The organism is Methylococcus sp. ANG (assembly GCF_040730495.1).
In the GTDB taxonomy this organism is placed as follows: domain Bacteria; phylum Pseudomonadota; class Gammaproteobacteria; order Methylococcales; family Methylococcaceae; genus Methylococcus.
Map to the genome: position 1 here is coordinate 2,322,570 of NZ_CP160399.1, position 24,255 is coordinate 2,346,824.

The following is a 24,255-nucleotide window of genomic DNA, read 5'->3' on the forward strand; positions in this document are numbered from 1 at the left end:
TTGAAGCGTCAAGCCAAGGGAGCGGACGCGAGTCCGCTCCTTTTTTTCCTCATTGCGCCGCGGCGAAGGCCGCCAATCCTTGCGATAAACTAGGCTTCTCTGCAATTAAATGGTCGACGGCGCCATGAGCTTGAACTTGAGCGACTACCAGGAACATCTCGAACGGCTCGATCCCCACGTCAAGGACACACTGGGGGCGAGCTTTCACGAAGCCGCGCGGGTCATGTCGCCGGGCGCCCTCAAGAACTACATCGAAGGGGCGCGGGCGCTTTCCGAACTCGGGCGCGGCGCCGGATTGGTGCTGGGCTATGTCCAGCAGATGCCGCTGGTGTGCAAGGAAGTCGGCGACGAGGTGATCCCGGACGTCGTCACCGGCGTGATGAAACTGGCGTCCATGGTCAGCGGGGCGGTGATCGAGCGGCTGTTCGACAGCCTGCCGACCGCGGCCAGGCGGCTGGGCGACGCCGAACTGCTACGGCAGTACCTCGGGCTGGTCCATCAGCTTTCGGCCAAGGCGCCCCGGGGCCTTAGGCCGATGCTGGATCACCTCGACCCGCTGTTCGACAAACTGACCCTGGGGGGCCTGCGGCGCTGGGCGCTGTGGGGCGCCCAGGCCCATGCCCGCGACTTCGAAACCCTGGCCAAATACTTCGCGCTGGAGACCGCCGACAGCCTCGCGGTGATGCAGCAGGAGCGGCGCGGCACCCTGTTCGTCGACACCCAGCGCAAGCTGAACTTCTATCTGCGCGCACTGTGGGGCCGCGATTTCTACCTGCGCCCGACCTCCGGCGATTTCGAGACGCGCGAAGGCTACAAACCGTACATCGAACACGGGGTGATCTTCGTACCCGATGCGTACGACGACTTCGGCCCGGTGCCGGGCAAGGAACTCTATCGGGCAACCGCCGCCCATGCCGCTGCCCACCTGGCTTACACCACCCGCCCGCTGTCCGCGGAGCAACTGACGCCGGTGCAGATGTTCCTGATCGGGCTGTTCGAGGACGCCCGCGTGGAGGCGCTGGCGGTCCGCGAATTCCCGGGACTCAAACAGCTCTGGGCGCCTCTGTTCGAAACCGCCCTCGGCGGCGAACGCAACGTCGACCCGATGCTGCTCTGGCTGGAACGGCTGGCTCACGCCCTGCTCGACGAACGGATACGGACCGACGATCCGATCGTGGCCGAGATGCGCGAATCCTTCCATGCCGCGCTGGCCAAGGATCCGGCCGACAACCGGCTGAGCTGGGGCTTGGGCGTCACCCTCTCCAACCGCATCAAGGATCGGTGGGGACTGCCCTCGCTGCGCCTCCTGGAGAGCTTCGGCGTGCCCTACCGGGACGACAACCGCTTCCTCTGGACCTTCGGCGAAACCGAATGGGCCGAGGCCGACTACATCGCCGCCAGCCAGCGCCAGGTGCGCAGGAAGGTGTCCTTGATGGAGATGCTCGACGAGATCGATTGCGAGCTGGCCGGCGACGACGCCCAGGAGGTCTGGACCCTGGAAACGCCGTTCTATCTCGATCAGGAAGGCTGCACCATCAACGAACTGGAAGGCAAGGAGCCCGTCAGCGACCCCTACCACTACCCCGAATGGGACTACCAGGTCCAGTTGCACCGCCCCAACTGGGCCACCGTGCTGGAGCGGCGTCAGGCCAAGGAGGACCCGGCCCTGATCGAGCGGATACTGCTCGAATACAAGCCCATCGCCAGCCGCCTCAAGCATATCATCGATGCCCTGCAGCCGCAGGGCGTGATCCGCCAGCGGCGGCGGGAGGACGGCGACGAGATCGACCTGAACGCCGCGATCCGGGCCATGATCGACATCCGCCTGGGCGAGATGCCCGACCCCCGCATCAACATCCGCACCGTCCGCAAGACCCGCGACCTCGCGGTATTGCTGCTGCTCGATTTGTCGGAATCCACCAACGAGACCCCGCCCGGCAGCGACCGGCCGGTCATCCAACTGGCGCGCGAGGCCTGCACCCTGCTGGCCTGGGCCATCGACGGCATCGGCGATCCCTTCGCCATCCACGGCTTCGCCTCCGACGGCCGCCACGACGTGCAGTACTACCGCTTCAAGGACTTCGACCAGCCCTTCGACGACCAGGCCAAGTCCCGCCTCGCCGGGATGAAGGGCGGGCTTTCCACCCGCATGGGCGCCGCCATGCGGCATGCGGCGCACCATCTTGGACACCAGCCGCAACAGAAGAAACTGCTGCTCCTGGTCAGCGACGGCGAACCCGCCGACATCGACGAGCGCGACCCGCAGTATCTCCGCTTCGACACCCGAAAGGCGGTCGAGGAGTTGGCCTCTTCGGGCATCATGACCTACTGCCTGACGCTAGACCCGGAAGCCGACGACTACGTCTCCCGGATTTTCGGCCCCAACCGCTATACGGTGGTGGACCGCGTGCAGCGCCTGCCCGAACGGCTGCCCATGCTGTTCGCCAGCCTGACGGCCTGAGCCGGCCGTCGAGATGCGAAACCGGGCGGATCGGCTCTCAGAGTCTGTCTTGAAAAAGAAAATGGAGGATCGTCGGGCGGATAAGCGGCAGCGCATCCGCCAAATTCAGCTCCGCTGCTCTCCGAGTCAGCTCCGCTGCTCTCCGAGTCAGCTCCGCTGCTCTTCGAGTCGGCGCGGAGGTGGATGCGCTATCGCTTATCCACCCTACTTGAGCGGAGAATTTTCCTGATTTCAACTGATTGACTTTGCTTGAGAACCTGTCTGGTAAAAGTTTAAGCACATTTAGCAAGAGTCAGCTTGAGCATGGCGATGCGAATCATGTTTTCGGCAGTGGCGGTGAGGATTTCGACATCCTTGGCGAGTCGGCGGAACGACCCGAGCCAAGCGAAGGTGCGCTCGACCACCCAGCGCTTGGGCAGGACTGCGAAGCCATCTTTGATCTTCTCGGAAATATGCAGCGTCAACCCCAAGGTCTCGTCGACAAACCGAACGGCGGTGCCGCGATACCCGGCGTCGCCGGAAAAGGCCTGTAGACCGGGATGCTTTTCCGCGGCTCGACGCAGCACCTCGCAAGCCCCCACCGTATCGTGAAGGTTGGCGGCATGAACCTGGACGTGCAACAGATTGCCCAAGACATCGACCACGATATGGCGTTTGCGGCCTTTCACTTTTTTGCCGCCGTCGATGCCACGCTCTTCGCTGTCGTACTGGGTTTTGACGCTTTGCGAATCAATGATGCCGTAGCGGGGACAGGGCGCTCTGCCGTTTTTTTTCGCCGTTGCCGATTCAAGTCGTCCAGCGCGCGTTCCCAAACGCCGTTTTTGTTCCAGCGGCTGAAATGGTCGTACACCGTTTTCCACGGAGGAAAGTCGTTGGGCAACTGCCGCCACTGGGCACCCGTTTTCACCAAGTACAGAATGGCATCGACGATGCGTTTTCGCGAATGCTTACACCCGCTGCCTCGCCGATCATTGGGCTGAAAGTAGCGCTCTATCCGCGCCCATTCGTGCTCTTTCAAATCACTCGGATAACTCAATGGCTTCGCTCGTCAGGTCCAGGGACCATTGACTTTACTACGTTTTGTTTTTCAAGACAGGTTCTGAATAGATTTTTCAAGACAGGTTCTCAGACCGAGATTATTCGAGAGCGAAAAATGGCCGAAGTTCTAGTAAAGTACTCTCACCACATACGGCTGAGCACGGATCAGGCCGCTTCCATGAGTGCCCGCCGACAGAAACCCTGCCGATGAAGAAAAAATAATGAGAACACCCGAACAATTGTCATCCCACATTTCTTCTCATTCATTCCGCCCGGGCCGGCGGATCGGCGCGGCGCCGAGTGAATTCGGCGATCGCCGATCCGATCCGCGTGAGAAGGCCTTGCGATATCCTGCCGATAACGCCGGACTCGCACGCCGCTCCTAGGCCCTTTCGAACAGAACTCGGACGCGCCCATTGGCGTGGATCACGCGGACCGGGCTGGCCGCGAATCCAGGCGCGCACCCACCAAAACCTCTCACAGTGGCAGCCCCATGTTCTTCAATTACCGCGGCTTTCTGAAAGCCCTGCGCCTGGCGTTGTTCCAGCGGCCGTTCCGCCTCAGGCGCTGGTTTTACGTACTGCTCTTTTCAGCCCTCTATCTCGCATTCGTGGCTTTCGTGTTGCTCGGCCGCCTGCTGGACCACGTCTTCTTTCCCGGCTTCAGAAAAACCGGTGTCGAACGGCCGGTATTCGTGATCGCCCCGCCCCGGAGCGGGACCTCCTTCCTGCAGCGCGTGCTCTGCGCGGATGAGCAGCGTTTCGTGCACTGGAAGATGTACCAGACCATCTTTCCGAGCATCTGCTTTCAGGCCGTCTTCAACGGTCTGGCCCGGATCGACGTCCAATGCGGCGGCATGATCCGGCGCCTGATGCAATGGTGCGAGCGGAAATGGTTCGGCGGCTGGGACGAGATGCACCGGATGCGGCTGGACCAGCCGGAGGAAGACCAGGCGCTGTTCCTCTACGCCTTCGCTTCCGAAGCGATCTTCATGCTGTTTCCGTTCGTGGAGCCGCTTTGGGAGGTGGGTTTTCCCGATGCCCTTCCGCCGGCATCCCGCCGCAAGCTGATGGCCTACTACCGCTCCTGCATGCAGCGCCACGTTTACGCCAACGGCGGCGGGCGCATCCTGCTGGTCAAGTCGACCCATGCTTCGGGCGCCATCGAGTCGATCGCAGAGGAGTTTCCCGACGCCCGCTTCATCACCATCGTTCGCCACCCGGACGAAGCCATCCCCTCCCACGTCAGCCTGTTCGTTCCGGTCTGGCAGGCCCATTCGCCGGAAATCGAGAAAGACGGGGGCGAGTCGAAAGCCTACGCCGCCCTGGCAGCCGAGTGGTACCGGCATCTGCACCGGTTCCGCGCGCGAGTGGAACCCGCCAATTTTTACGCCATCGACTACCGCGATCTCCGGGCCGATCCGGGCCGCACGATCGCCGCCCTTTACCGCCATTTCGGCTGGAACATGGCCGGATCCTACCGAGCGGCGCTGCGGGAATTCACCGAGCGGCAGCGCGCATTCCAGAGCACCCATCGCTATTCACTGGAAGAATTCGGCCTGTCGAAACAGTGGATACGCGAGGAACTGGGTCCGGTGCTCGAAAGCTACGGCCTGGACGGCGAGGCGGCCTCCCTCCAAGGCCGGAAGGCGAAAAACCTAAGGAAGGCGCTTGGTCCGGGCGGGCACCGCCAGTCCCCGGCTTCCAGCAAGCAAGCGGTAATACGCGGCGTGCAGGAGGCCGAGGAGAATCAGCGCAAGACCGTTGGCCACCACCACCGCCACCACCTGCGTGCCGGCGAAGCTCTCCACGGAGATGAGGATGGCCAGGGCGATGTTGCGGTTGGCTGTGCCGAATGCGATCACTCGCCGGCCCTGTGAGCCCGGCCCGCCGAAGGCATAGCCCAGACAGAACGATAGCTCCCCCGCCAGAACGAATGCCATGAGAGGTTTCCAGCCGGTGGCGAAAAGCGTGGCGGACTCGACCCAGGTCACGAACGCCAGCGACACCGCTCCCGCCGTTTCCGCCAGGATATCCAGAGGCCGGAGGAGGCGGCCGGCCAGCCCGGGCAGTCCGAATCTGAGTGCCATGCCCGCGATGAGCGGCATGCTGACGGTGCAGGACAGCACGGTCAGAAGATTCAGATAGCTGAACCGGAGCGTGGCAGCGCCACCCAGGGCCGTGAAACCGGCATCGAAAGCCAGCGGCGTGAGAAAAATGGCGAACAGGGGAAAAATCGCGGTCAGCCCGGCCGCGAGCGCCAGATCGCCCCGCGCCATTTTCACGAAGACCGGCACGACCGGGGCGAAGGGTGCGGCCGCCAGCAAGAGCATCCCGGCCGCATATTCCGGAGGAAGCGCGAAGCCACGCGCCAGGCCGTATGCCAGCAGCGGAACCGCGATGAAATTGAGCGGCAGAACGACGGACCACCGGCAGCCCCGGATGGCCGTGGCGACCGCTGCGACTTCGAGCCGCAGGCCGACCGCCAGCAGCAGCCCTCCCAGGGAAGCCATGGTCAGACCGCGGATCAGAAGCTCGGGTGGTATCGGAAGATTGTAGGACACGGAAGATGATAAGAAGAAGCAAGGCCGTGGAGCCGCCTTTCCCGGCGGCAAGAGTAAGCCGATGTGAAATACGACTTCAACCGCCCGCCAAATCGACGGCGGAACGCTTGCGCTATATAGATAAGGAGAATCTGTTCAAAGGCTACGCGAAGCGTGGCCGACTCGGCTCTTGATTTTCTTCCCGTCAGACCGCGCTGAGCATCGCAGCTTTCGGCGAGAATGGCCCGAAGGGGAGCCGCGGGGAGGCGGCTCGTCCATCGAGGGGCAGGAGCCCCTTCGATGGACCCTCGCCGAAAGCGAGAAGCGCAAGGGATTTCGCGGTCTCCGGGCGGTTTTTCTTTGGTTACTTTCTTTTGTCCGTACAAAAGAAAGTAACCCGACCGTGGGTTCGGATACCCACATTCAAAACGCCTCGCGCAGCGTTTCATTATCAGATTCTCGTAGCCCGACCGTCCAGAAATATAAAAAGGAGGCACGTTTTGATCACGCGAAAAATACGCCTGCGGACCCGCATCGACCGCCTGTTGTCCGTCTGGTTCTATTTTTCGATGCGCCACGCCGTGGCGGTGATCCTTATTTCGATCCTCGCCGCCGCGGCCGCCGTAAACTACACGATCCACAACCTCCGCATCAACACCTACCCCGGCAACGTCCTGTCGGACGAACTGCCGTGGCGCCAGGACAAGCTGGCCTACGAAAGGGCCTTCCCGCAGTTCCGCGATTCCATCGTCATCGTCCTCGACGCCCCGACGCCGGACCAGGCGCGGGACGCGGCGGCCAGACTCTATCACCGGCTGCGCGAGGATTCCGCCCAATTCGAATGGGTGTTCTATTCGCCGGAAAGCGGATTCTTCCGCGAGAACGGCCTGCTGTTCGACGACGACGCGGACCTGGAAAAACTGTCCGATCACCTGGCCAAGGTGCAGCCATTCCTGGCGGAGGTGTCCGCCGACCGGAGCCTGCGCGGCGTGTTCTCGCTCCTGGAGCGGGCCTTGCGCACCGGGGAGGACAAGGACATCGATTTCGCCACCGTGTTCGACCGGATCGCCTCGGCGCTCGGCGGCCATCTGGACGGCTCCGGGACGCCCCTGTCCTGGATCGAACTGATGGCCGGCGAGGACGCCAAGCCCGCCGACAGGCGCGTGCTGCTGGAGGTCATGCCGCGGATCGAATACAGCTCGCTGGCGCCCGGCGAAAACCTGATGGCGGCGATCCGCCAGACCGGCAAGGAACTGCGCCTGGAGGAAAGCGGCGTGACCATGCGGCTCACCGGTGCCGCCGCCCTGTCCGTGGACGAGCTCAAGAGCGCCAGCATCGGCGCCCAGATGGCGAGCCTCGGCTCGTTCCTGGGGGTCAGCCTGGTCATGCTGGTCGGGTTGCGGTCGCCGTGGCTGGTGCTGACCGTGCAGATCGGACTGGTGCTCGGGCTGATCTTCACCGCCGCCTTCGCCGCCGTGGCGCTCGGCCAGCTCAATCTGATCTCGGTCGCCTTCTCCGTGATGTACATCGGCATCGGCGCCGATTACGCCATTTATCTGAGCCTGCGTTACCGCGAGCTGGCCTGCCGCTCGCACAGCCACCGCAGTGCGCTGAAACGCGCCGTCCGCCACGTCGGCGGATCGCTGGAAATCGGCACACTCACCACCGCCGTGGGCTTTTTCTGCTTCGTGCCGACCAGCTATCGGGGCGTCGCCGAGCTGGGGATCATTTCCGGCGCCGGCATGTTCATCAGTCTGCTGGTGACGCTCGCCATCCTCCCGGCTTTCCTCGGCCTGCGGCGTCCTTCCCGTTACCTCGGCCCCCATGCCGGACACACGGAGCCGCCGCGCTGGCAGCGGAATCTCCTGACGTTTCCGCTGCGCCATTCGCGGAGCGTTCTGATCACCGCGGCCATCGTCGCCGCCCTCGCCTTCGTACAACTGAAGTCGGCGCGCTTCGACCAGAATCCGCTCAACCTCCAGGACCCCACCGCCGAGTCGGTCCGGACCTTCCGCGAACTGCTGGCCGACGGCTCCGATTCACCGTGGTTCCTGGCGGCGCTGGCCAGGGACGGCGGAGAAGCGGCGGCCATGAAACAGCGGCTGGAAAGCCTGCCGGTCGTGGACAAGGTCCTGACGCTCGAGGATTTCGTGCCGGAAGACCAGGACGAAAAACTGGACCTGATCGACCAGATGGCACTGACCCTGGGGCCGCAGCCGGCATCGGGCGACACCAAGCCGCGACCCGCGCCCGACGAGGAGGCCGCAGCCGTGCTCCGGTTCCTGGCGACCCTCACGGCTCACCTCTCGGCCCACCCCGACGCCGCCGACGCGCCGGCCGGCTTCCGCCTCGCCGCACAGCAGGCCCGGCTGGCCGAACGCATCCAGTCCACGCAGGGCGAGGCCCGCACCGAAACCGTGGCGCGGGTATCGCAGGCCCTGGTGGGCGGGCTCGGCAGCCGGCTCGCCCGGCTGGCCGACGCGCTGAAAGCCCGCCGGGTCGGCATCGGCGACCTGCCGGACGACTTCCGCTCCCGCTGGATCACCAAGGATGGCGTCCAGCGGGTCGAAATCCGGCCGAAAGAGGACCTCCACGACCCGCAAGCCATGCGCCGGTTCGTGGACCAGGTCCGGCAGGTGGTGCCGCATGCCACCGGGGTGCCGGTGCTGTTCCTCGAATCCAGCGACGCCGTGGTGACGGCCTTCCTGCAGGCCTTCGCCTACGCCATCGTGGCGATCACCGTGATCCTGTTCCTGACCATGGAGAAAAAGATCGACGTGCTGCTGGTCCTGCTGCCGCTGCTGCTGGCTTCCCTGCTGACGGGGGCGGCCATGGCGCTGGCGAAGGTTCCCTTCAACTTCGCCAACATCATCGCCCTGCCGCTGGTCTTCGGCATGGGGGTGGACAACTGCATCCACATGGTCCACCGCTTCCGCACCGCACCGCCGAAGGACGGCATCCTCCTGCACACCAGCACCGCCCTGGCCGTCGTGCTGAGCGCGCTCACCAACATCAGCGGCTTCGGCAACCTCGCGGTGTCGCCCCATCTCGGCATGGCCAGCATGGGGATCATGCTGAGCATCGGCATCTTCGCCACGCTCTTGTGCAGCATGATCGTGCTGCCGGCGCTGCTGGCGCAGACGGAGCATTTGGGGCGATTGAAACGATTTCCTTGCGATCGAACACATGAGGAGACTCCCGGCTTAGAATGAACCAGCAGCCGATCTGCTGAACAGGAGCAAAACATGCGCAAGATCCTTTTTATTCGGGCCGAATGGGACGACGAGGCGGAAGTCTGGGTAGCGACGTCCGACGACGTAGCAGGCCTCGCCACAGAAGCCGAAACACTGGAAGCCTTGTCATCGAAATTGGAAAGCCTGGTCCCAGAACTGCTTGATGCGAACAGCTATCCAGAAGGCCCTGAAGTGCCATTCGAACTTCTGGCCCGCAAATTTTCGGTGGCGCACCGGGCCATGCACTGATGGGCAATAGTTTCACACCTGAACTCAAACGGATATTGCTCGAAGCAGGCTGTCACTTCGTCCGGGGAGGAAAAGGCGATCACGACATCTGGTTTTCTCCCCAGACTAGCACCCACTTCACCGTTGACCAAAAGATCAAGTCGCGCCATACGGCAAACGCCGTGCTCAAACAGGCCGGCCTGCCCAAGCGATTCTGAAAACGAGCGGGAATCGGCCCCGGAAGCCGGGATCACGGCGCACGGCTGGCGGCCAGCGCCATGCGGACCAGTTCGGCGAGGCGGCGGACGCCGGTTTTCTGGCGGATATGCTGGATGTGGGAGCGGACCGTGGCGACGCTCACGCGCAGGGTCGCCGCGATCGCCTCGGGCGTCGCTTCATCCATCAGCCCGAGCAGCACGGACTGCTCCGCCGCGGTCAGTTGAAACAGCCCGCAGAACGACCGCAGCGCGTCCTCGTTGATCCCGCGGCAATTCTCGATCACCAGCAGATAGCGCGCATGCAGCGACGGCAGCCCCAGCACGGAGACTTCGCCCAGCGGGGCGACCAGGGCACTGAGCGTTTCGCCCGCCTCCCCCGGTTTGGCAAGGGTGAAGGCGACTCGCGCATGCCGGCCCTGATCCGCCAGACTCAGGGCTTCGTCGAAGTCGGGGCAGGCGCGCGTGCCGAGCGCGATGACCCGGCCATGGCGGATCTTGATCGCCGCCGGCCGGGAATCCAGCAGCCGCTCGGCGGCCGGATTGCAATGCAGAACCCTGCATCCGGCGTCGAGCACGAAAACGGCATGGCTGAACCCGGCGATCACCGACTCCTTGAGAACGCCGCCGCGCTCCAGCACACCCAACCGGAAAGCGATCCGGAAAGCCCGGTTGAGGTGCCTGGAGATGCTTTGCAGCCTCAGGCGGTCTGCCTCCTCGAAACCCTCCGAGCCGACGCCGCGGAAGAAGCAGAGCACGACATGCGGCGTATCGGACTCCGCATCCCATAAATTGCTGCAAAGCACATCGCCGATGTTCTGGTTCACCAGCCAGTCGTTGTAGAACGCGCTCCGGACCAGCTCCCGCCGCTCCACCAGCATGCCGCCGGCGAGCGTGTGGCCGCCCTCGGCCAGGCTCTTGTCGCGTGCCGCCTGAACCCAGATGTCGCGCTCGCCCCAGTAAGCCTGGTAGTTCTTGCCGTAATCGCTTGGGATGTTGTAGCTGAGCAGGAACGGGTTGGCGTAGTCGGTCAGCTTGAAACCGATCAGATTGAACGCGCTCGCATCGAGGTGGATGCGCAACTGATCGAGCGTTTTCTGCCAGCTCTCCGGATCCAGGGCTGACTCGTAAATGGCCTGAACCAGCTCATCGTAATCCGGGCCGCACCGGCCTTCGGTGTGCACGGTTTCCGGCTTTGAATCTTTCCCGCTCATAAGGCCTTCCGCATGAGACGCCCGATTTGCCCGAATGGCTCGAAAGCGCCTGACCGGCCAGCCACTGATCCGAACCGGAACCTATTACACTATTTTTCCCGCCGTTCCTTCAATCCGAAAAAGGCGCGCGCCTCATCCGGACGCCGTTGGCGGATCGCCCTTCGGCATCCGCCGTAGGGCGGAACCGGCTTCTCCGGGTTCCGCCATCCCGAAACAACACGCATGCTGGCCAAGCCCACAAATCGTGTGGCTTGGGGGATTGGTTGGCGGATCGCCTTTGGCATCGCCCTACAGCATTCCCTCCGATTACGCTGCGCTAATCGGAGCTACCACCGGTGGGCGGAGCCGGCAGGCGATCCGCCACTACAACCCAAAAATCGCAGCGAGGCCCGGATAGATGCCGGGGCTCCGCTCGAAATCGTGCAGCACGCTGAAACCGTTGGCCGGGTCGATCCGGTACACCGTGCCGATGCTGGAGCCGCCGCCGTTAGCGGTGGTGCCGTAGAGCGTGTCATCCGGGCCGAGGGTGATGCCGGCGTAGGGATACGCCCCTTGAGCCCCATCGAATTCGTGCAGGATGCCAAAACGGCCGTCCGGGCCGATGCGGTACACGGTCCCGGCGCCCGCTCGGCCGCCTCCGCGAGTGGTGCCGTAAAGTCCCCCTTTTCCGAACGCCACGGCGGCGAAGGGCTGGGCCCCCTCCTTCCCGTCGAAGTGGTGCAAAACGCCGAAACGGCCGTCGGGGAGGAGACGGTAGATCGTGCCGGCGTTCGAACGCCCGCCGCCGACGGTGGTGCCGTAGAACGCGCCGTCCGGACCGGCAACCAGTCCGGCGTACGGACTGGCGCCGCGCTTGAGGTCGAAAGTGTGCACTACGCCGAAACGGCCGCCCGGGTCGATCCGGTACACCAGACCGGCCCCCAGGCCGCCGCCGCTCCAGGCGGTGCCGTAGAGGGTTCCGTCCGGCGCGAATGCCGGAGCGCCGTAAGGGTTGGCGCCGGCGGTTCCGTCGAAATGATGCAGGACGTCGAAGCCGCCGTCGGGATGGATCCGGTACACGGTGCCGTGACCCGCATGGGCGCCGGTCCAGGCCGCGCCGTACAAGGCGCCGTCCGGTCCCAGCTTGACGGGCGCGTAGTGGTTCGCCCCGTGCATGCGCTCGAAGTCGTGCAGGATACCGAAGCGACCGGCGGAATCGATCCGGTAGACCGTACCCTGGTCCGATTCGCCGCCGTTCACGGTGGTGCCGTAGAGCGTCCCGTCGGGGCCGAAGGCCGGAGCGGCATACGGATTCGAACCGTGCGCCCCGTCGAAGTCGTGCAGCACGCGGAAGGCGCCATCCAGGCCGAGCCGGAACACCGTGCCGCGGTCGGCGCTGCCGCCGCGCCAGGTCGTCCCGTACAGCGCGCCATCCGGCCCGAAGCTTACCGCGGCGTAGGGATGCGCTCCACGCGCCATGTCGAAGTCGCGGCACACGCCCGCAATGGCGCCGGGGGCGGCGACACGGCCCATACCCGCGTGTTGCTCCTCACCGAAAGTACCGTCTTCGGTACAGCGGCCGTGTGGGGCCGGAGCACCCGGCGACGTGTCAAGAAAATGAGCGGCGTTCATAGTAAGGCCCGGGAAGTTTGCGGATTGCTCGCTTCGGAAATGGCCCGCCGCGCCCTCAGCAGCGGGGATACGACCGAGGCCGCGAAGCACGAAGGCTTGAAAGAAGGCATGTTCATCTCTCCGTTCATGGCGTTTTCTCGTTCATTGCCGGGTTCCACCCGATCTTTGTCGTTCCTGGCCGGGCCGGTGCGGCGCTCGCGAAGCGCCGGCCCGTACGGCAGCCAAGCTACCACCTCGGTTTCCTCCCGCACATCATCCAAATGGATGATGATTTCTTCGGTGATTTGTGATAAAGGGTACGGGCATCAGTCCTGATCCTTGCGCTGAGCGAAGCCGAAGCGGGAGCCGAAAGGTCCGCCCCACAGTGCCGCGGATCGGCGCCATCCCGCGCGCAGATTGAGGTTCTCAACAGGTCGGCATAGACTTCGGCCCCATATGCCGGCGCGATCCGAGCGGCGAGGCATTCCACTTACAACTACAAGAAAGGAGAATCGCTCTATGAGCTTGCGGGCTGGAGTCATCGGCTTGCTGACGGCCATGGCAAGCCTGTCGGCCACGGCCAATGAGCAAACGCTCAAGGAAGACGAGCAGAAATCCATCGTCCACCTGAGCCCGCTGGTGGTGTCCGGCACCCTGAGCTATCCCTTCGGCCACCAGACCGACGACCACGCCGTCACCGCCCTCGACAACCAGGCGCTGATCCGCTCCGGCAAACGGGGGCTGGAAGAGACGCTGCAGGGCTTTCCCAGCCTCAACATGCTCACGGTGCCTGCAGGCGGGGTGGCCTCCCTCACCTTGCGCGGCGCCAGCGGCTACGGCCTGATCCAGATCGACGGCATCCCGCTGCCGATCAGCAACACCGGCCAGTTCAACCTCGCGGGGATGCCGGCGGAAGCCTTCGAGAATACAGAGATGATCCGCGGTTCCGGCGCCGTGCTCTACGGCAGCCATGCCCTGGGCGGACTGATCCGGCTGTCGACCCGCGACCTGCTCGCCACCACCGGTTCGGCCCACATCGAAGGCGGCAGTTTCGGCGCTCTGCGCGATACCGTGGCCGGAAGCTGGGCCGGCGACCACGGCCGGATCAGCGGCACCTACAGCCGGGACGATTTCTTCGACGGCACGCCCTATGTCAATCCGCAATTCGGGGACGGCTACCGCAAACCGGCCAACGCCAGCCTCGCCACCCTGCGCGGCAGCGCCAAACTGGGCGATGTGGGGGAAACCGAGAGCAGCCTGGTGTATTCCGACTCCCACAGCGGCTACGGCAAGTACGTCCTTACACCGGAGCACGTCCTCGATTTCGTGGACGACCCCAACGCCTTCATCGACCAGGAAACCTGGCTGGCGCAGAACCGCAGCCGCGTCGCACTCCATGATCATTGGCAGAGCGGGCTTCAGTTCGGCTTCACCCAGCAGCAGAAGACGGTCCGCTCCGGCACCGTCGAGACCGGCATGCTCGCCCACACCTATCTGGCGCGCTGGGAGAACCTGCACCAGTGGATCACGCCGGATACCGGCACCTGGCGCCTGACCTGGGGCGGCGAAGGCTGGTACGAGGACGGCTCCACGCCGGATGGACGGTACCGCGGCCAGCGCGCCACCGGCGCCGCCGTCGGGCGCCTGGAAGTGAAGTCCGACCGCTACTCGGGCGTGGTCGGCTTCCGTACCGACAGCTACGAACAGTACGGCGTCCACACCACCTTCCACGCCGGCAGTCAGTACCGGATACTGCCCGAATTCGCCGTCTTCGCGGACGGCGGCATCGGTTACCGCCTGCCCGGTTTCCCCGAGCTGCTCACGCCCTTCATCGGCAACCCCACGCTGCGCCCCGAGCATGGCGCCAGCGGCCAGGCGGGATTCAACTGGGACGTCACCGGCTCGACCCAGCTTTCCCTGACCGGCTACTACAACCGCTTCGACGATCTGATCATCCTGGCCCGGCTGCCGATCGGCCTCTACCGCTCGGAAAACATTCCCCGCACCCGCATCATGGGCCTGGAAATGCAAGGCGCCACGGCCTGGAACGCGCAATTCAGCAGCGGCATCGACTACACCTTGAGCTCGAACGAAAACCTGGACACCGGCGCCCCGCTGCCGCACCGCCCCGACAACATCGGCCGCTTCTGGACCGAATGGCGCGGCCAGGCCTGGCCCCTGCGCCTCTGGAGCGAAGCCATCTACCGCGGCGCGAGCTACTCCGATGGCCGCAACATCCGCATAGGCGACGCCCTGCTCATCAACATGACGCTGAACTACATCGTCGACCCCCGTCTCTCCCTTTACGTCCGCGGCGAAAACATCACCAACAACCAGACCTCCGACACCTACATCCTCGGCGTCCCCGGTGCCGCGATGTATGGAGGGATACGGGCGGGTTTGCCCTGACCGGGTTCGATCATTCCGGCGGAACCAGAAAAAGACGGTTCCCGCGAGTCCCAACCCGCGAAGACAGAGAGAATGTGGTCAACAGCAATGCCGACCTCCTTTACCGGCTCAGGCGGGTAGGTGATAACTGGCATCCATGAGGAAGGTTGCCGACCGCGTCATAGACGCAGTAGCGCGAAGAGCAGAAGCAGCCAGGGAGGCCGGAAGCAGCCATCTCGAAGTATTCCGCGGGTTATGGAATAGCGATCGAAATCGTCAGCGGCACCTGGAAAAACGCTTGCGCGAGGGATCGGTCGAGGACGAAGCCGGCTACTTGGAAAAAAACCTTCGGCGTTCTGGCGGCGGCGCGAACTCTTACGATTGCGGAGCCCTGCGACAGGCGGTTGATTTCGGCAAAAGCGGCGTTGGACACCGGGCGATGGGTCGTGCTACTAAGTAAAAATGGGACGCTGATTACTTCGTATCCTGCCAATTCTGACGCGAAATCGTTCGAAGATAATCACCGCATTTTAGGAGACCGGGTTTATGACCAAGACATCTCAGAAGACTATCGACGAGATCTTAAAAGAGTATTCGCTGCACGTTGAGTACTGGGACGCGGATTTCGGTGAAGGGCATCTGATGTGTGACGTTCGAGAAGCGCTGGAAGAGCGTATTCAGGCGATGAGCCGGCAGCAAATGCTTGCACTGAACGGCATCGATCAAAGAGCCGCCAATCTCTTGGTCGAGTACCGCGGCCCGGCCACTTTCGACGTAAAGATGCTCAAGGCAGTGGTTGACCTGGCACATGACAGCCATGTAGGACACGCCGCTTGACATTTGTACTCAACCCCTATCGGCTGTACTCAGGACACTGCGCTCAGGACTGATGTCGGCAGGCTTGGTGCCCTGAGCCTTGCACTGAGCGAAACCGAAGCGGGAGCAGTGTCCTAATCCTACGAGCTACGGATATGGCCGAACGACATTTTCGTTCAAAGCACCGTCATGCCGGCAAGGATTCGCATACGCGCTCTGGCGAGTGCCGGCATCCAGGCTACAGGGATGTTCCCGGGCCATGCCATCCCTGGAACCTGGGTCCCGGCACAAATCCGCCGGGAGCGGATTTTATGCGGCACATCCCTATGCCGCCCCCTTCGGGCGCTACGCGTGCACAAATTTGCAGGGAGCAAATTTGAACATGCGGAGCATGGCCCGGAGGGCAGATCCCAGGGACGGGACCTGTCAATCGGCTTTCCTGCCGATTTGTGCATTTACCCGAAGGGCGGCAGGCAGGATGGCCTGCCGTGAGTCCATGCCGGAACGACGGCTGTCAATTTCGGGAAGTTATTCTTTGCCAAATCCTCGCTAACCCGGCTTTATCTCAAGTCCGAAGACCTGCGCCTGAAACTGGACGGCGGCCTGCGGGCCCTGGATACGCTGGATTTCCCGGTGCTGATCGCGGACGGAACCGGCGCGGTCCGCTTCGCCAATGCGGCGGCGGAAGCATTGCTGAGAAACAAGATGGGGCTGTCGGTACGGAACGGCAGGCTGGTCCATACCCTCCCGCGCAGCCAAGCGGCGTTGAGCACCCTGCTGCGCGATGCCGCCGCGGGCAAAGGCGGCGGGATGCGGCTGCCGCGCGGCGGGGAGCGGCCGGACCTGCATCTGTCGACGGTGCCGCTGTCGGCCCGCTCGCGCCTGGCAAACGCCGCTGGTTCTGCTGCTGGTGTCCGACCCGGCGGAGGCACGCTTGGCCGGGGCGCTGGTCCGGGGCTTGAGCCCCGGCGAGTACGCGGCCGATAGCGGCGTGTCGCTCAGCACGGTGCGCACCCAGGTCCGCCGCCTGTTCGAGAAAACCCATACCCGACGCCTGGCCGAGTTGGTGAAGCTGCTCGCCTCGCTGCCGGCGGTCAAGGTGGATTTGGATGGCGGGTGAGACATCTTCGTTGGATGTGCCGAACGAAGAGAGGCGCATCGCTCGCGCTATACTCGAACGATGCGCTTCCTTGCGTCAGCACATACGATCCTTTTCCATGGCATGAGCGGCTTGCGACTGGCTGAATACCATGGCAACCTTTGCCATACCAATAATCAATATTTATTGGTATATATTACGGATGTGGAGGTCATGACACATGCACAAGAACACCAGCGTCACCTTGGGCCAGCATTTTGATCAGTTCATCGCCCAGCAGATCACCAAAGGGCGTTTTGCTTCCGCGAGCGAAGTCATCCGGGCAGGACTGAGGGTGCTCGAAGAGAGGGAAACACGGCTCGAAGCTTTGGCGCGCGCCCTGAAGGATGGGGAGGATAGCGGAAGGGCGGATTATTCCCTTGAAGGCCTGATCGAGGAGCTCGACCGGGAAAACGTTTCCTGATGCCGCGCTTCGTCCTCACGAACAAAGCCAAGGCTGACTTGAAGTCCATCGGACGCCATACCGCCGATACCTGGGGACGCGAACAGCGAAACCGCTATCTCGCATCGCTGGACGGCGCTTTCCACGAACCGGCGGCTGATCCCTTCAAAGGCGGGGACTGCGGAGCCGTTCGCCCCGGCTACCGCAAGCTTAGAGTCGGCCGGCACATTGTCTTCTACCGCTTGCTTAACGCCGGCTGCATCGAGATCGTACGCGTCCTGCATGAACGCATGGACGTGGAATGCCATCTGCAGGGACCGGATACGGATTGAAGGGGTTGCGCGCGAGATCGCTGTCTGGGTTCTAAAGTACCTAACAGCCATCCATCGCTTGAACCAAAGCCTTCAATCGCGCGGCGATCTCGACCGGATGAGCCGGCGCCGGTGACAGCCGGCGTAACGCTTCCGGCAGGCGCCCGAGCTGTTCGATCGCATGGGACCGAAGGGTCTGCAGCGGCGGGCTCGGTCCGAGCCGCCGGCCGCTGCGCATCACCGGGCGCAGCAGGGGCTCCCCCGGCTGCGCGTCGTCGACCAACGTCAGGCTGTCCCGCTGCATTTTCCCCTCGCCGTCGTAATAGCGGTAAACCTGTTTCCGGCCGGGCCAGGTCGCCTTGCCTTCGGAACGCTTGCGCCGGGGGATGCCGGCGTATTCCTGGAGCTTGTAGGCGCAGTCGAGATAGGGTGCGTCGGACGAGGTGTCCATGCGGGTGCCGATGCCGTAGCCGTCGATCGGCACGGCTTCCGCGGTGTGCCTGGCCAGGAGATATTCATCGAGGCTGCCGCTGGCGAAGATGCTGACTTGACCGAGGCCGCCGCGGTCGAGGATGCTCCGGACCCGGCGGGCGTGCTCGGCCAGGTTGCCGCTGTCGAGGCGCACGCCCTGGATGCGGATTCCTTTGGCGGCCAGGCGTTCGGCCAGGGGGGTGAGCTTTTCCGCCGCGGCTTCGGTGTCGTAGGTGTCGATCAGCAGCACCAGGTTGTCCGGCTGGGCCAGGGCGAAATGCTCGAAGGCGGTGAGTTCGTCGTCGTGGGCCTGGATGAAGGAATGGGCCATGGTGCCGTACAGCGGGATGTCCCAAAGCCGGCCGGCGAGCACGTCGGAGGTGCCGGAGAAGCCGGCGAGGCAGGCGGCGCGGGCCGCCAGGAGTCCCGCTTCGGCGCCGTGGGCGCGGCGCAGGCCGAAATCGACCAGCAGCCGGCCCGGCGCGGCCAGGGTCATGCGCGCCGCCTTGGAGGCGATGAGGGTCTGGAAATGCAGCAGGTTGATGAGCCGGGTTTCGGCCAGTTGCGCCTCGGGAAGGGGCGCCGTCACCCGCAATATCGGTTCGCCGGGAAAGAACACCGTGCCTTCGGGCATGGCATCGACGTCGCCGGTGAAGCGCAGTGCGGCCAGGGCGTCGACGAAATCCGGCGCGAACCGCCCGGTGGCGCGCAGCCACTCGACCTCGTCGGGCCGGAACCGCATGCCTTCCAGAAAATCCAGCGCCTGTTCCAGCCCGGCCGCGACCAGGAAGTTGCGCTTGGGCTCGGCTCCGCCGGGCAGCTTGCGCACGAAGAATTCGAATACCGCGGTCTCGTTCATGCGCTGGGCGTGATAGCCCTGCAGCATCGTCAATTGATAGAGATCGGTGAGCAGTACGCTGTCGACCGGCAGACTCATGCGAAATCCTTGCATCCGGCGAACTCTGCGCCTTCCTCTCGCATCCGGGCCAGGGCGCGGCTGCCGTCTTCGGGCTCGACGTCGACGGCGCGCACTGCGTCTTCCAACACGACGACTTCGAAACCGAGGCGACGACCGTCGAGCACCGTATGCAGCACGCAGTAGTCGGTCGCGAGGCCGCCGATGAACAAGCGGCGAACGCCGATTTCCTGCAGGAGGTAGGCGAGGTCCGTGCCTTCGAAACTGGAATAGGCCTCCTTATCCGGCCATGTCGCCTGGGATACGATGGGAACGTCCTCGGGCAAGGCGAGGCCGGCCGCGAACTCCGCCCCCTGGCTGCCGGCCACGCAGTGCGGCGGCCACGGCCCGCCCTGGGCGTGGAACGAGCAATGGTCCGGCGGATGCCAGTCACGCGTGGCGATGACGGGCAGCCCTTCCCGGACGAAGCGCGCGATGTGTTGATTCAGCACCGGTATCACCTCGTCGCCCCCGGGGACGGCGAGGCTGCCGCCCGGCAGGAAGTCGTTCTGCACGTGGACCACGATCAAGGCATCGCCCGGCGAAAGGCGGAACGCGTCAGTCTTGGTGTTCATTTCAGCCACTCCATCACGATGAGGAGATGATACGCCGGGCAAGGCGCGGACGGATTGAGTTTTCCGTCGTCCGCCCCTATAAATGCCGCATCCTTGGAATGCAGGAAGGAAAACGCCGTGCCGAAATACGATTATTTTTGTGAAGCGAACGACCGGGTCGTGGAAGTCAGCCATCCGATGAACGATCGCCTGGCGACCTGGGGCGAAGTGTGCGAGCGCGCTGGGCTGGCTGTGGGCGATACCCCGCCCGATACACCGGTCAGGAAGCTGATCACCGGCGGCGGCATCGTCCGCTCCGGCGCCCTCAAAAATCCGGAAGCGCCCCCTTGCCAGAGCGGTGCGCCCTGCTGCGGCGCCGGGGCCTGCGGATTCAACTGACGGGCAGCGAAGGAGTTTTTAGCGCGCGGCCCGGTTGGCCCGCGCCTCGTCTTCGAACTTCTGCCGGTATTTCAGGATTTCGTCTACGATCTGTTCCGCGGTCTTTTCGATGTCCTTGCCGGTCGCATTTTTCTCCATCACGAACTTGGCCGCGGCGACGTAGGGGTTCATGGTCACGACCGCGCCCGGCATCTTGCCGGGGTCCTTCACCGTGCCGAACACGATGAAGGGCTGGCGCGGGTCCTTGCCGGCGAGATCGCTCACGCCGACCTGCACGTCCATGGAGGTCGCCCCGGCTCCGAAACCGATCACGGCGCGCTTGAGCCGGCTGCCTTCGTCGACCTCGGTGAACATGCCCTGCACCAGCCAGCCGTCGCGCGGCAGCGCGCCAGTGGTGGAGGCGATGCGCTGTGCCGGGAGCCCCTTGTCCGACAGGCTCTTCACCAGCGCGGCCGCCATGGTGTCGACGATTTCCCGGGCTTGGTCGTCGGGACTGCCGGGGCCGAAGGGTTTCCTCAGGCGCTGGCCGAGCCCATCCAGCAGCCCCTGGCGTTGCGATTGCGACCGGCCGGGCAGCAAGCCTCTGACGCCGGGATCGCCCTGGATGTTTTCGGCATCCAGCGCGAAATCGGCGACATACACCGTCCTCGGCCCTTCGCCGGGTTTGACCGCGCCGAGCTGTTCGTTGCGGACCTCCACGCCGCCGAGCAATTTGCGGGAGCGGTCCGCTCCGCAACCGCCGAGCGCCACACTTAAGCAAACCAGAAGTAAGAGTCTGTCTTGAAAAAGAAAATGGGGGATCGTAGGGCGGATAAGCGGCAGCGCATCCGCCAAATTCGGCTCCGCTGCTCTTCGAGTCGGCGTTGCGGTGGATGCGCTACGCTTATCCACCCTACCTGAGCGGAGACTTTTCCTGATTTCAACTGATTGACTTCGCTTGAATAGACTTTTCAAGACAGGTTCTAAAAGGGAAATCCGGCGATTCATGCACTCTCCTTGAGATTTCAAAAAGCTGAGGAATTCGGGCGGTTCCCGGCCACCGGCTGATGACGGCGCCCGCCGGACCCGATCCGCCTCGCCCCTTCGTTCAGTCGCAATCCCACAGTTCCAGCGCCACCCGCTCGGGCCGCCGCGGATCGTACTCGACCGGAACCGTGCGGCCCGGCTGGGCCAGGGGAACTTCCAGACGGGAGATGAGGGCCTTGGTTTTCGCGTCGAACGGCGGACCCTGGTCCGGCCGCACTTCCAGCACGAATTCGGCCACGGGGTTCTGGTTGATGGTGATGCCGGTATCCGCGAGGCCGACGATCCGGGTGGTTGCGGGCCTGCCGGTGCGCAGAATCTCGCAGGCCTCGCTGCGTCCGCTGAACGGGTCGACGATCGTGGCGCGACCCGCTGCCGAGGCGAACAGGGACAACGGGAACCCTCTGGCGCCGCGCCAGGGCGAGGCCGGTATTTTCATCACTTTCGAACCCGCGCGACTAGTCAGGACTGGTCCGGATCAAAAAACGAATCGTGCGGGCCAGGCCGGGGTATACGGGAGGATGTGTTCTCGAAGGCCCCTCTATTGCGGGCTCTTTTCGAGGACATCGAGAACGAACCGCTCCAGAGCAATGGCGTTGGCGGAAGCCGTCGAATCCTCTTCAGCCGGTTCCGATCCTTCCGCCCGCGTGGCCGCCAGCAGTAGCGGGGTTGCGAGATAGGTACCGGAAGCCTTGAGACTCATGTTGATTCCGGAGAGGGAAATGATCAGGCCCAGATTATAGGCGCCCTTGAGGTTGCCGTTATCCAAGACCTTCCCCGCGAATGAATTGCGGGTGATCGTCACGCTGCCGCCGCGCTGTTGGACCGCAGCGATCAGCGCCTGGAAGTCGATGTCGACCTGGAACTTGGACGAGGTGAGCATCCGACCAGACGCCGTGCAAATGAATGGGCTTGCCGCTGTCGAGCGGGTTGTTGATCGTCATTAGGAAGTTGTCCTGCCCATTGACCGCCGGGGAGAACTGCATGGGCAAGCCGAGCTTGAGCAAGGCGTTCAAAACGGCCACGTCCGGACTGGTGAGCGAGGCCTTGGCGACATGGGGAGCGTTCAATTTGACGGACGTGGGACCGTGCGGCGTGTAGAGTCCGTTCGGCTCGGCCGCGCGGGCCGGCGAGGACATCGTCAATGAACCCGAAAGTACAAGGAAAACGATAAGGAACGGGATTTTCCTGAACACGGCTGAGTCTCCTCTGCTGAATCTCACGATATCGGCGCTCGTGCATCCATCGGCCGGCGTTGACCTTTCGCGTGAGGCTGGATTTTTTGTGTTGGTAGCCTCAAGCGACTCGACTATAGGCCCGGACAGGGGAACTCGCAACACACACCATGACGAAGCCGCTCCGAGCACTCACTCGGGCAGATAATCCGGATCCAGCACCTCCACGAGATCGAAGGGTGGCTGCGCCGGGAAGGCTTCCAGCGTCAGCCCCGTCTCCATCATGGCGCTGAAACGGGCGTTGTCGTAGGTTTCGAGAAAACAGACGTGGAGAGCGGGCTTCAGGCTCGGGTTGGCGTCGATCAGCTTGGCGATGCGCCTGCGCTGGTCGAGGATGGCCGACTCCCAGCGCTGCCCGTGAAACTCTGGCTGGTGGCCCCATTTCAGCAAATGCGTCAGCAGCACCTCGAGGCGCCGGGTCAGTTGCAGCCGTGCGCTGCGACCCATGGCCTCGATTTCCTCGCAGAGATGCTCGGTATCCAGTTCGGAGAAGCGGCCGGCTTTGAGCAGTTCGGACTGTTGCAGAGTCCAGCCGAAAAAATCGTGTTCGTAGAGACTGGCGTTCACATGATGACCCTCGTCGTCAGGAGCGCGGGACGGGAGTTCCCGCCCCGCGGATTTCCGCTCATCCCCTCAGGTGCTGCAGGACTTCGTCCAGCATTTTCTTGGCGTCGCCGAACAGCATGCGGTTGTTTTCCTTGTAGAACAGCGGATTGTCGACGCCGGCATAGCCGGACGCCATGGAACGCTTCATGACGATGGAAGTGCCCGCCTTCCAGACCTCCAGCACCGGCATGCCGGCTATGGGGCTGTTGGGGTCTTCCTGGGCACCCGGATTGACGATGTCGTTGGCGCCGATGACCATCGCCACGTCGGTCTCCGGGAAGTCCTCGTTGATCTCGTCCATTTCCAGCACGATGTCGTAAGGCACCTTGGCTTCGGCCAGCAACACGTTCATGTGCCCCGGCATGCGGCCGGCCACCGGATGGATGGCGAAACGCACGTTGACGCCCTTGTCCCGCAGGTGCTTGGTGATTTCATACACCGTGTGCTGGGCCTGGGCCACGGCCATGCCGTAGCCCGGCACCAGGACCACGTTGCGGGCGCCGCGCAGCAGCTCCGCGGTTTCCTCGGCGTTGATCGGCTGCACCTCGCCCTCCGGCTTGGCGCCCGCCGCGGCGGTGCCGCCCTCGGTGCCGAAGCCGCCGGCGATGACCGACAGGAAGTGGCGGTTCATGGCGCGGCACATGATGTAGGACAGGATCGCGCCGGAAGAGCCCACCAGCGCGCCGGTGACGATGAGGAGGTCGTTCGACAGCATGAAGCCCGTGGCCGAGGCCGCCCACCCCGAATAGCTGTTGAGCATGGACACGACCACGGGCATGTCGGCGCCGCCGATCGCCATGACCATGTGGATGCCGAACAGCAGGGCGATCCCCGTCATGATACCCAGCGGCACGATGCCGGTCGTGGTCGAATCGGCGTCGAGAAACTGCTTGCCGACCACGAGGACGGCGATCAATAGCCCCAGGTTGAGCCAGTGGCGCCCCGGTATCAGCATCGGCTTGCCGCTGATCTTGCCCGACAGCTTGCCGAAGGCGATGACCGACCCGGAAAAGGTCACGGCGCCGATCAGGATCCCGATGTAGATCTCCGATTCGTGGATGGTCTTCTCGACGCCGGCGAAGTGTGCGCTCGGATCGAAGTAGTTGGCGAAACCGACCAGGGCTGCCGCGAGGCCGACCAGGCTGTGCATGAGCGCGACCAGTTCCGGCATCTCGGTCATCTTGACCTTGATCGCGGCATATACGCCGACACTGCCGCCGACCAGCATGGCGATCAGGATCGGCACGTAGCTCGTGACCTTCGGTCCCAGCAGCGTCGCCAGGATGGCGATGGCCATGCCGGCGATGCCGTAGAAATTGCCCCGCCGCGCGGTTTCCGGATGGCTCAGCCCGCCCAGGCTGAGGATGAACAGGATGGTCGCGCCGATGTACGCGACCGTAACCAAACCTTCAGACATGATCTTCTCCCGTCCTTA

At 63.8% G+C, this 24,255-nt stretch carries 23 protein-coding genes and 2 pseudogenes; 12 read left to right on the plus strand and 13 right to left on the minus strand.

From position 1 onward, the window contains the following. The first annotated feature begins 124 nt into the window (after positions 1-124). Entirely contained in the window at positions 125-2,461 is a 2,337-nt protein-coding gene (locus ABZN20_RS11235) for a nitric oxide reductase activation protein NorD (protein ID WP_367025313.1), read from the plus strand. 272 nt (positions 2,462-2,733) lie between these two features. Here the strand turns inward: ABZN20_RS11235 and ABZN20_RS11240 are convergent, their stop codons facing one another. Together ABZN20_RS11240 and ABZN20_RS11245 are read right to left on the minus strand one after the other, a co-directional pair. After that, positions 2,734-3,321 carry an IS5 family transposase gene (locus tag ABZN20_RS11240; RefSeq protein WP_367025145.1) on the minus strand — a complete coding sequence of 196 codons (588 nt, stop codon included), beginning with the start codon at positions 3,319-3,321 and terminating at the stop codon, positions 2,734-2,736. Beyond that, positions 3,321-3,497: pseudogene (locus ABZN20_RS11245) on the minus strand (transposase); the annotation flags it as partial. The pseudogene ABZN20_RS11245 and the gene ABZN20_RS11240, both read right to left, overlap by 1 nt. 495 nt (positions 3,498-3,992) lie before the next feature. Between ABZN20_RS11245 and ABZN20_RS11250 the strand changes: the two are divergent. Next, positions 3,993-5,378 carry a sulfotransferase family protein gene (locus ABZN20_RS11250; RefSeq protein WP_367025314.1) on the plus strand — a complete coding sequence of 462 codons (1,386 nt, stop codon included), beginning with the start codon at positions 3,993-3,995 and terminating at the stop codon, positions 5,376-5,378. Between the two features lie 87 nt (positions 5,379-5,465). On the opposite strand, the pseudogene ABZN20_RS11255 reads toward ABZN20_RS11250, so the two are convergent. Beyond that, positions 5,466-6,011: pseudogene (locus tag ABZN20_RS11255) on the minus strand (bile acid:sodium symporter); the annotation flags it as partial. Positions 6,012-6,541: 530 nt separating this feature from the next. Between ABZN20_RS11255 and ABZN20_RS11260 the strand changes: the two are divergent. The 3 genes from ABZN20_RS11260 to ABZN20_RS11270 are packed head-to-tail and all read left to right on the plus strand — an operon-like array spanning position 6,542 to position 9,720. After that, entirely contained in the window at positions 6,542-9,253 is a 2,712-nt protein-coding gene (locus tag ABZN20_RS11260; RefSeq protein WP_367025315.1) for an MMPL family transporter, read from the plus strand. 33 nt (positions 9,254-9,286) lie between these two features. Further along, positions 9,287-9,523, plus strand: a complete 237-nt coding sequence (locus ABZN20_RS11265) for a DUF1902 domain-containing protein (protein ID WP_218808635.1) — start codon at positions 9,287-9,289, stop codon at positions 9,521-9,523. Next, positions 9,523-9,720, plus strand: coding sequence for a type II toxin-antitoxin system HicA family toxin (locus ABZN20_RS11270; protein WP_218808634.1), 198 nt, complete (start codon positions 9,523-9,525; stop codon positions 9,718-9,720). Before ABZN20_RS11265 ends, ABZN20_RS11270 begins: the two co-directional genes overlap by 1 nt. A gap of 32 nt (positions 9,721-9,752) precedes the next feature. Here ABZN20_RS11270 and ABZN20_RS11275 read toward each other — a convergent pair whose 3' ends face one another. Together ABZN20_RS11275 and ABZN20_RS11280 are read right to left on the minus strand one after the other, a co-directional pair. Beyond that, complete coding sequence (locus ABZN20_RS11275) at positions 9,753-10,931, minus strand: helix-turn-helix transcriptional regulator (RefSeq protein WP_367025316.1); 1,179 nt, start codon at positions 10,929-10,931, stop codon at positions 9,753-9,755. Between the two features lie 363 nt (positions 10,932-11,294). Beyond that, the gene (locus ABZN20_RS11280; protein WP_367025317.1) at positions 11,295-12,443 is read right to left on the minus strand and encodes a choice-of-anchor tandem repeat GloVer-containing protein; all 1,149 of its coding nucleotides are present in this window, start codon (positions 12,441-12,443) and stop codon (positions 11,295-11,297) included. An 84-nt stretch (positions 12,444-12,527) separates the two neighbouring features. On the opposite strand from ABZN20_RS11280, the gene ABZN20_RS11285 reads away from it, so the two are divergent. Together ABZN20_RS11285 and ABZN20_RS11290 are read left to right on the plus strand one after the other, a co-directional pair. Beyond that, positions 12,528-12,857 carry a hypothetical protein gene (locus ABZN20_RS11285; RefSeq protein WP_367025318.1) on the plus strand — a complete coding sequence of 110 codons (330 nt, stop codon included), beginning with the start codon at positions 12,528-12,530 and terminating at the stop codon, positions 12,855-12,857. 183 nt (positions 12,858-13,040) lie between these two features. Next, positions 13,041-14,930, plus strand: coding sequence for a TonB-dependent receptor plug domain-containing protein (locus ABZN20_RS11290; RefSeq protein WP_367025319.1), 1,890 nt, complete (start codon positions 13,041-13,043; stop codon positions 14,928-14,930). 232 nt (positions 14,931-15,162) lie between these two features. Here ABZN20_RS11290 and ABZN20_RS11295 read toward each other — a convergent pair whose 3' ends face one another. Next, positions 15,163-15,342 carry a hypothetical protein gene (locus tag ABZN20_RS11295; protein WP_367025320.1) on the minus strand — a complete coding sequence of 60 codons (180 nt, stop codon included), beginning with the start codon at positions 15,340-15,342 and terminating at the stop codon, positions 15,163-15,165. Between the two features lie 113 nt (positions 15,343-15,455). Between ABZN20_RS11295 and ABZN20_RS11300 the strand changes: the two genes are divergently transcribed. The 4 genes from ABZN20_RS11300 (at position 15,456) to ABZN20_RS11315 (ending at position 17,598) form a co-directional block, all read left to right on the plus strand. Then, positions 15,456-15,746: a hypothetical protein gene (locus ABZN20_RS11300; protein ID WP_367025321.1), complete on the plus strand. Its 291-nt coding sequence runs from the start codon at positions 15,456-15,458 to the stop codon at positions 15,744-15,746. A 763-nt stretch (positions 15,747-16,509) separates the two neighbouring features. Beyond that, complete coding sequence (locus ABZN20_RS11305; RefSeq protein ID WP_367025322.1) at positions 16,510-16,845, plus strand: helix-turn-helix transcriptional regulator; 336 nt, start codon at positions 16,510-16,512, stop codon at positions 16,843-16,845. Between the two features lie 199 nt (positions 16,846-17,044). Further along, complete coding sequence (locus ABZN20_RS11310; RefSeq protein WP_218808617.1) at positions 17,045-17,287, plus strand: type II toxin-antitoxin system ParD family antitoxin; 243 nt, start codon at positions 17,045-17,047, stop codon at positions 17,285-17,287. Next, a complete protein-coding gene (locus ABZN20_RS11315; RefSeq protein WP_218808616.1) occupies positions 17,287-17,598 on the plus strand; it encodes a type II toxin-antitoxin system RelE/ParE family toxin in 312 nt (103 codons plus the stop codon). The genes ABZN20_RS11310 and ABZN20_RS11315 overlap by 1 nt, the downstream gene beginning before the upstream one ends. 40 nt (positions 17,599-17,638) lie before the next feature. Here ABZN20_RS11315 and ABZN20_RS11320 read toward each other — a convergent pair whose 3' ends face one another. Continuing rightward, entirely contained in the window at positions 17,639-18,985 is a 1,347-nt protein-coding gene (locus ABZN20_RS11320; RefSeq protein WP_367025323.1) for a nicotinate phosphoribosyltransferase, read from the minus strand. Further along, a complete protein-coding gene (locus tag ABZN20_RS11325; protein WP_218808614.1) occupies positions 18,982-19,578 on the minus strand; it encodes a nicotinamidase in 597 nt (198 codons plus the stop codon). Before ABZN20_RS11325 ends, ABZN20_RS11320 begins: the two co-directional genes overlap by 4 nt. A 117-nt stretch (positions 19,579-19,695) precedes the next feature. Here ABZN20_RS11325 and ABZN20_RS11330 point away from each other — a divergent pair, with 117 nt between their 5' ends. After that, positions 19,696-19,956 carry a zinc ribbon domain-containing protein gene (locus tag ABZN20_RS11330; protein ID WP_218808613.1) on the plus strand — a complete coding sequence of 87 codons (261 nt, stop codon included), beginning with the start codon at positions 19,696-19,698 and terminating at the stop codon, positions 19,954-19,956. A gap of 18 nt (positions 19,957-19,974) precedes the next feature. Here ABZN20_RS11330 and ABZN20_RS11335 read toward each other — a convergent pair whose 3' ends face one another. The 5 genes from ABZN20_RS11335 to pntB form a co-directional block, all read right to left on the minus strand. Continuing rightward, positions 19,975-20,706, minus strand: coding sequence for a DUF4410 domain-containing protein (locus ABZN20_RS11335; protein WP_367025324.1), 732 nt, complete (start codon positions 20,704-20,706; stop codon positions 19,975-19,977). A 337-nt stretch (positions 20,707-21,043) separates the two neighbouring features. Further along, positions 21,044-21,418, minus strand: a complete 375-nt coding sequence (locus tag ABZN20_RS11340) for a DUF3592 domain-containing protein (protein ID WP_367025325.1) — start codon at positions 21,416-21,418, stop codon at positions 21,044-21,046. Positions 21,419-21,520: 102 nt separating this feature from the next. Beyond that, entirely contained in the window at positions 21,521-21,862 is a 342-nt protein-coding gene (locus tag ABZN20_RS11345) for a hypothetical protein (protein WP_367025326.1), read from the minus strand. Between the two features lie 484 nt (positions 21,863-22,346). Continuing rightward, on the minus strand, positions 22,347-22,781 hold the full coding sequence (locus ABZN20_RS11350) for a DUF29 domain-containing protein (RefSeq protein ID WP_218808610.1): 435 nt from the start codon (positions 22,779-22,781) through the stop codon (positions 22,347-22,349). Positions 22,782-22,839: 58 nt separating this feature from the next. Next, positions 22,840-24,237, minus strand: a complete 1,398-nt coding sequence (gene pntB / locus ABZN20_RS11355) for a Re/Si-specific NAD(P)(+) transhydrogenase subunit beta (RefSeq protein WP_367025327.1) — start codon at positions 24,235-24,237, stop codon at positions 22,840-22,842. Positions 24,238-24,255: the final 18 nt, after the last annotated feature.

Bases quoted from the DNA above. Each gene is read 5' to 3' on its own strand.
- ABZN20_RS11265 (WP_218808635.1), top strand. From the start codon at position 9,287: ATGCGCAAGATCCTTTTTATTCGGGCCGAATGGGACGACGAGGCGGAA.
- ABZN20_RS11345 (WP_367025326.1), bottom strand. From the start codon at position 21,862: ATGCTCACCTCGTCCAAGTTCCAGGTCGACATCGACTTCCAGGCGCTG.
- ABZN20_RS11310 (WP_218808617.1), top strand. From the start codon at position 17,045: ATGCACAAGAACACCAGCGTCACCTTGGGCCAGCATTTTGATCAGTTC.
- ABZN20_RS11320 (WP_367025323.1), bottom strand. From the start codon at position 18,985: ATGAGTCTGCCGGTCGACAGCGTACTGCTCACCGATCTCTATCAATTG.
- ABZN20_RS11280 (WP_367025317.1), bottom strand. From the start codon at position 12,443: ATGGGCCGTGTCGCCGCCCCCGGCGCCATTGCGGGCGTGTGCCGCGAC.
- ABZN20_RS11340 (WP_367025325.1), bottom strand. From the start codon at position 21,418: ATGAAAATACCGGCCTCGCCCTGGCGCGGCGCCAGAGGGTTCCCGTTG.
- ABZN20_RS11305 (WP_367025322.1), top strand. From the start codon at position 16,510: ATGCCGCCGCGGGCAAAGGCGGCGGGATGCGGCTGCCGCGCGGCGGGG.
- ABZN20_RS11290 (WP_367025319.1), top strand. From the start codon at position 13,041: ATGAGCTTGCGGGCTGGAGTCATCGGCTTGCTGACGGCCATGGCAAGC.
- ABZN20_RS11275 (WP_367025316.1), bottom strand. From the start codon at position 10,931: ATGAGCGGGAAAGATTCAAAGCCGGAAACCGTGCACACCGAAGGCCGG.
- ABZN20_RS11325 (WP_218808614.1), bottom strand. From the start codon at position 19,578: ATGAACACCAAGACTGACGCGTTCCGCCTTTCGCCGGGCGATGCCTTG.
- pntB (WP_367025327.1), bottom strand. From the start codon at position 24,237: ATGTCTGAAGGTTTGGTTACGGTCGCGTACATCGGCGCGACCATCCTG.
- ABZN20_RS11315 (WP_218808616.1), top strand. From the start codon at position 17,287: ATGCCGCGCTTCGTCCTCACGAACAAAGCCAAGGCTGACTTGAAGTCC.
- ABZN20_RS11300 (WP_367025321.1), top strand. From the start codon at position 15,456: ATGACCAAGACATCTCAGAAGACTATCGACGAGATCTTAAAAGAGTAT.
- ABZN20_RS11235 (WP_367025313.1), top strand. From the start codon at position 125: ATGAGCTTGAACTTGAGCGACTACCAGGAACATCTCGAACGGCTCGAT.
- ABZN20_RS11270 (WP_218808634.1), top strand. From the start codon at position 9,523: ATGGGCAATAGTTTCACACCTGAACTCAAACGGATATTGCTCGAAGCA.
- ABZN20_RS11250 (WP_367025314.1), top strand. From the start codon at position 3,993: ATGTTCTTCAATTACCGCGGCTTTCTGAAAGCCCTGCGCCTGGCGTTG.
- ABZN20_RS11285 (WP_367025318.1), top strand. From the start codon at position 12,528: ATGAGCGGCGTTCATAGTAAGGCCCGGGAAGTTTGCGGATTGCTCGCT.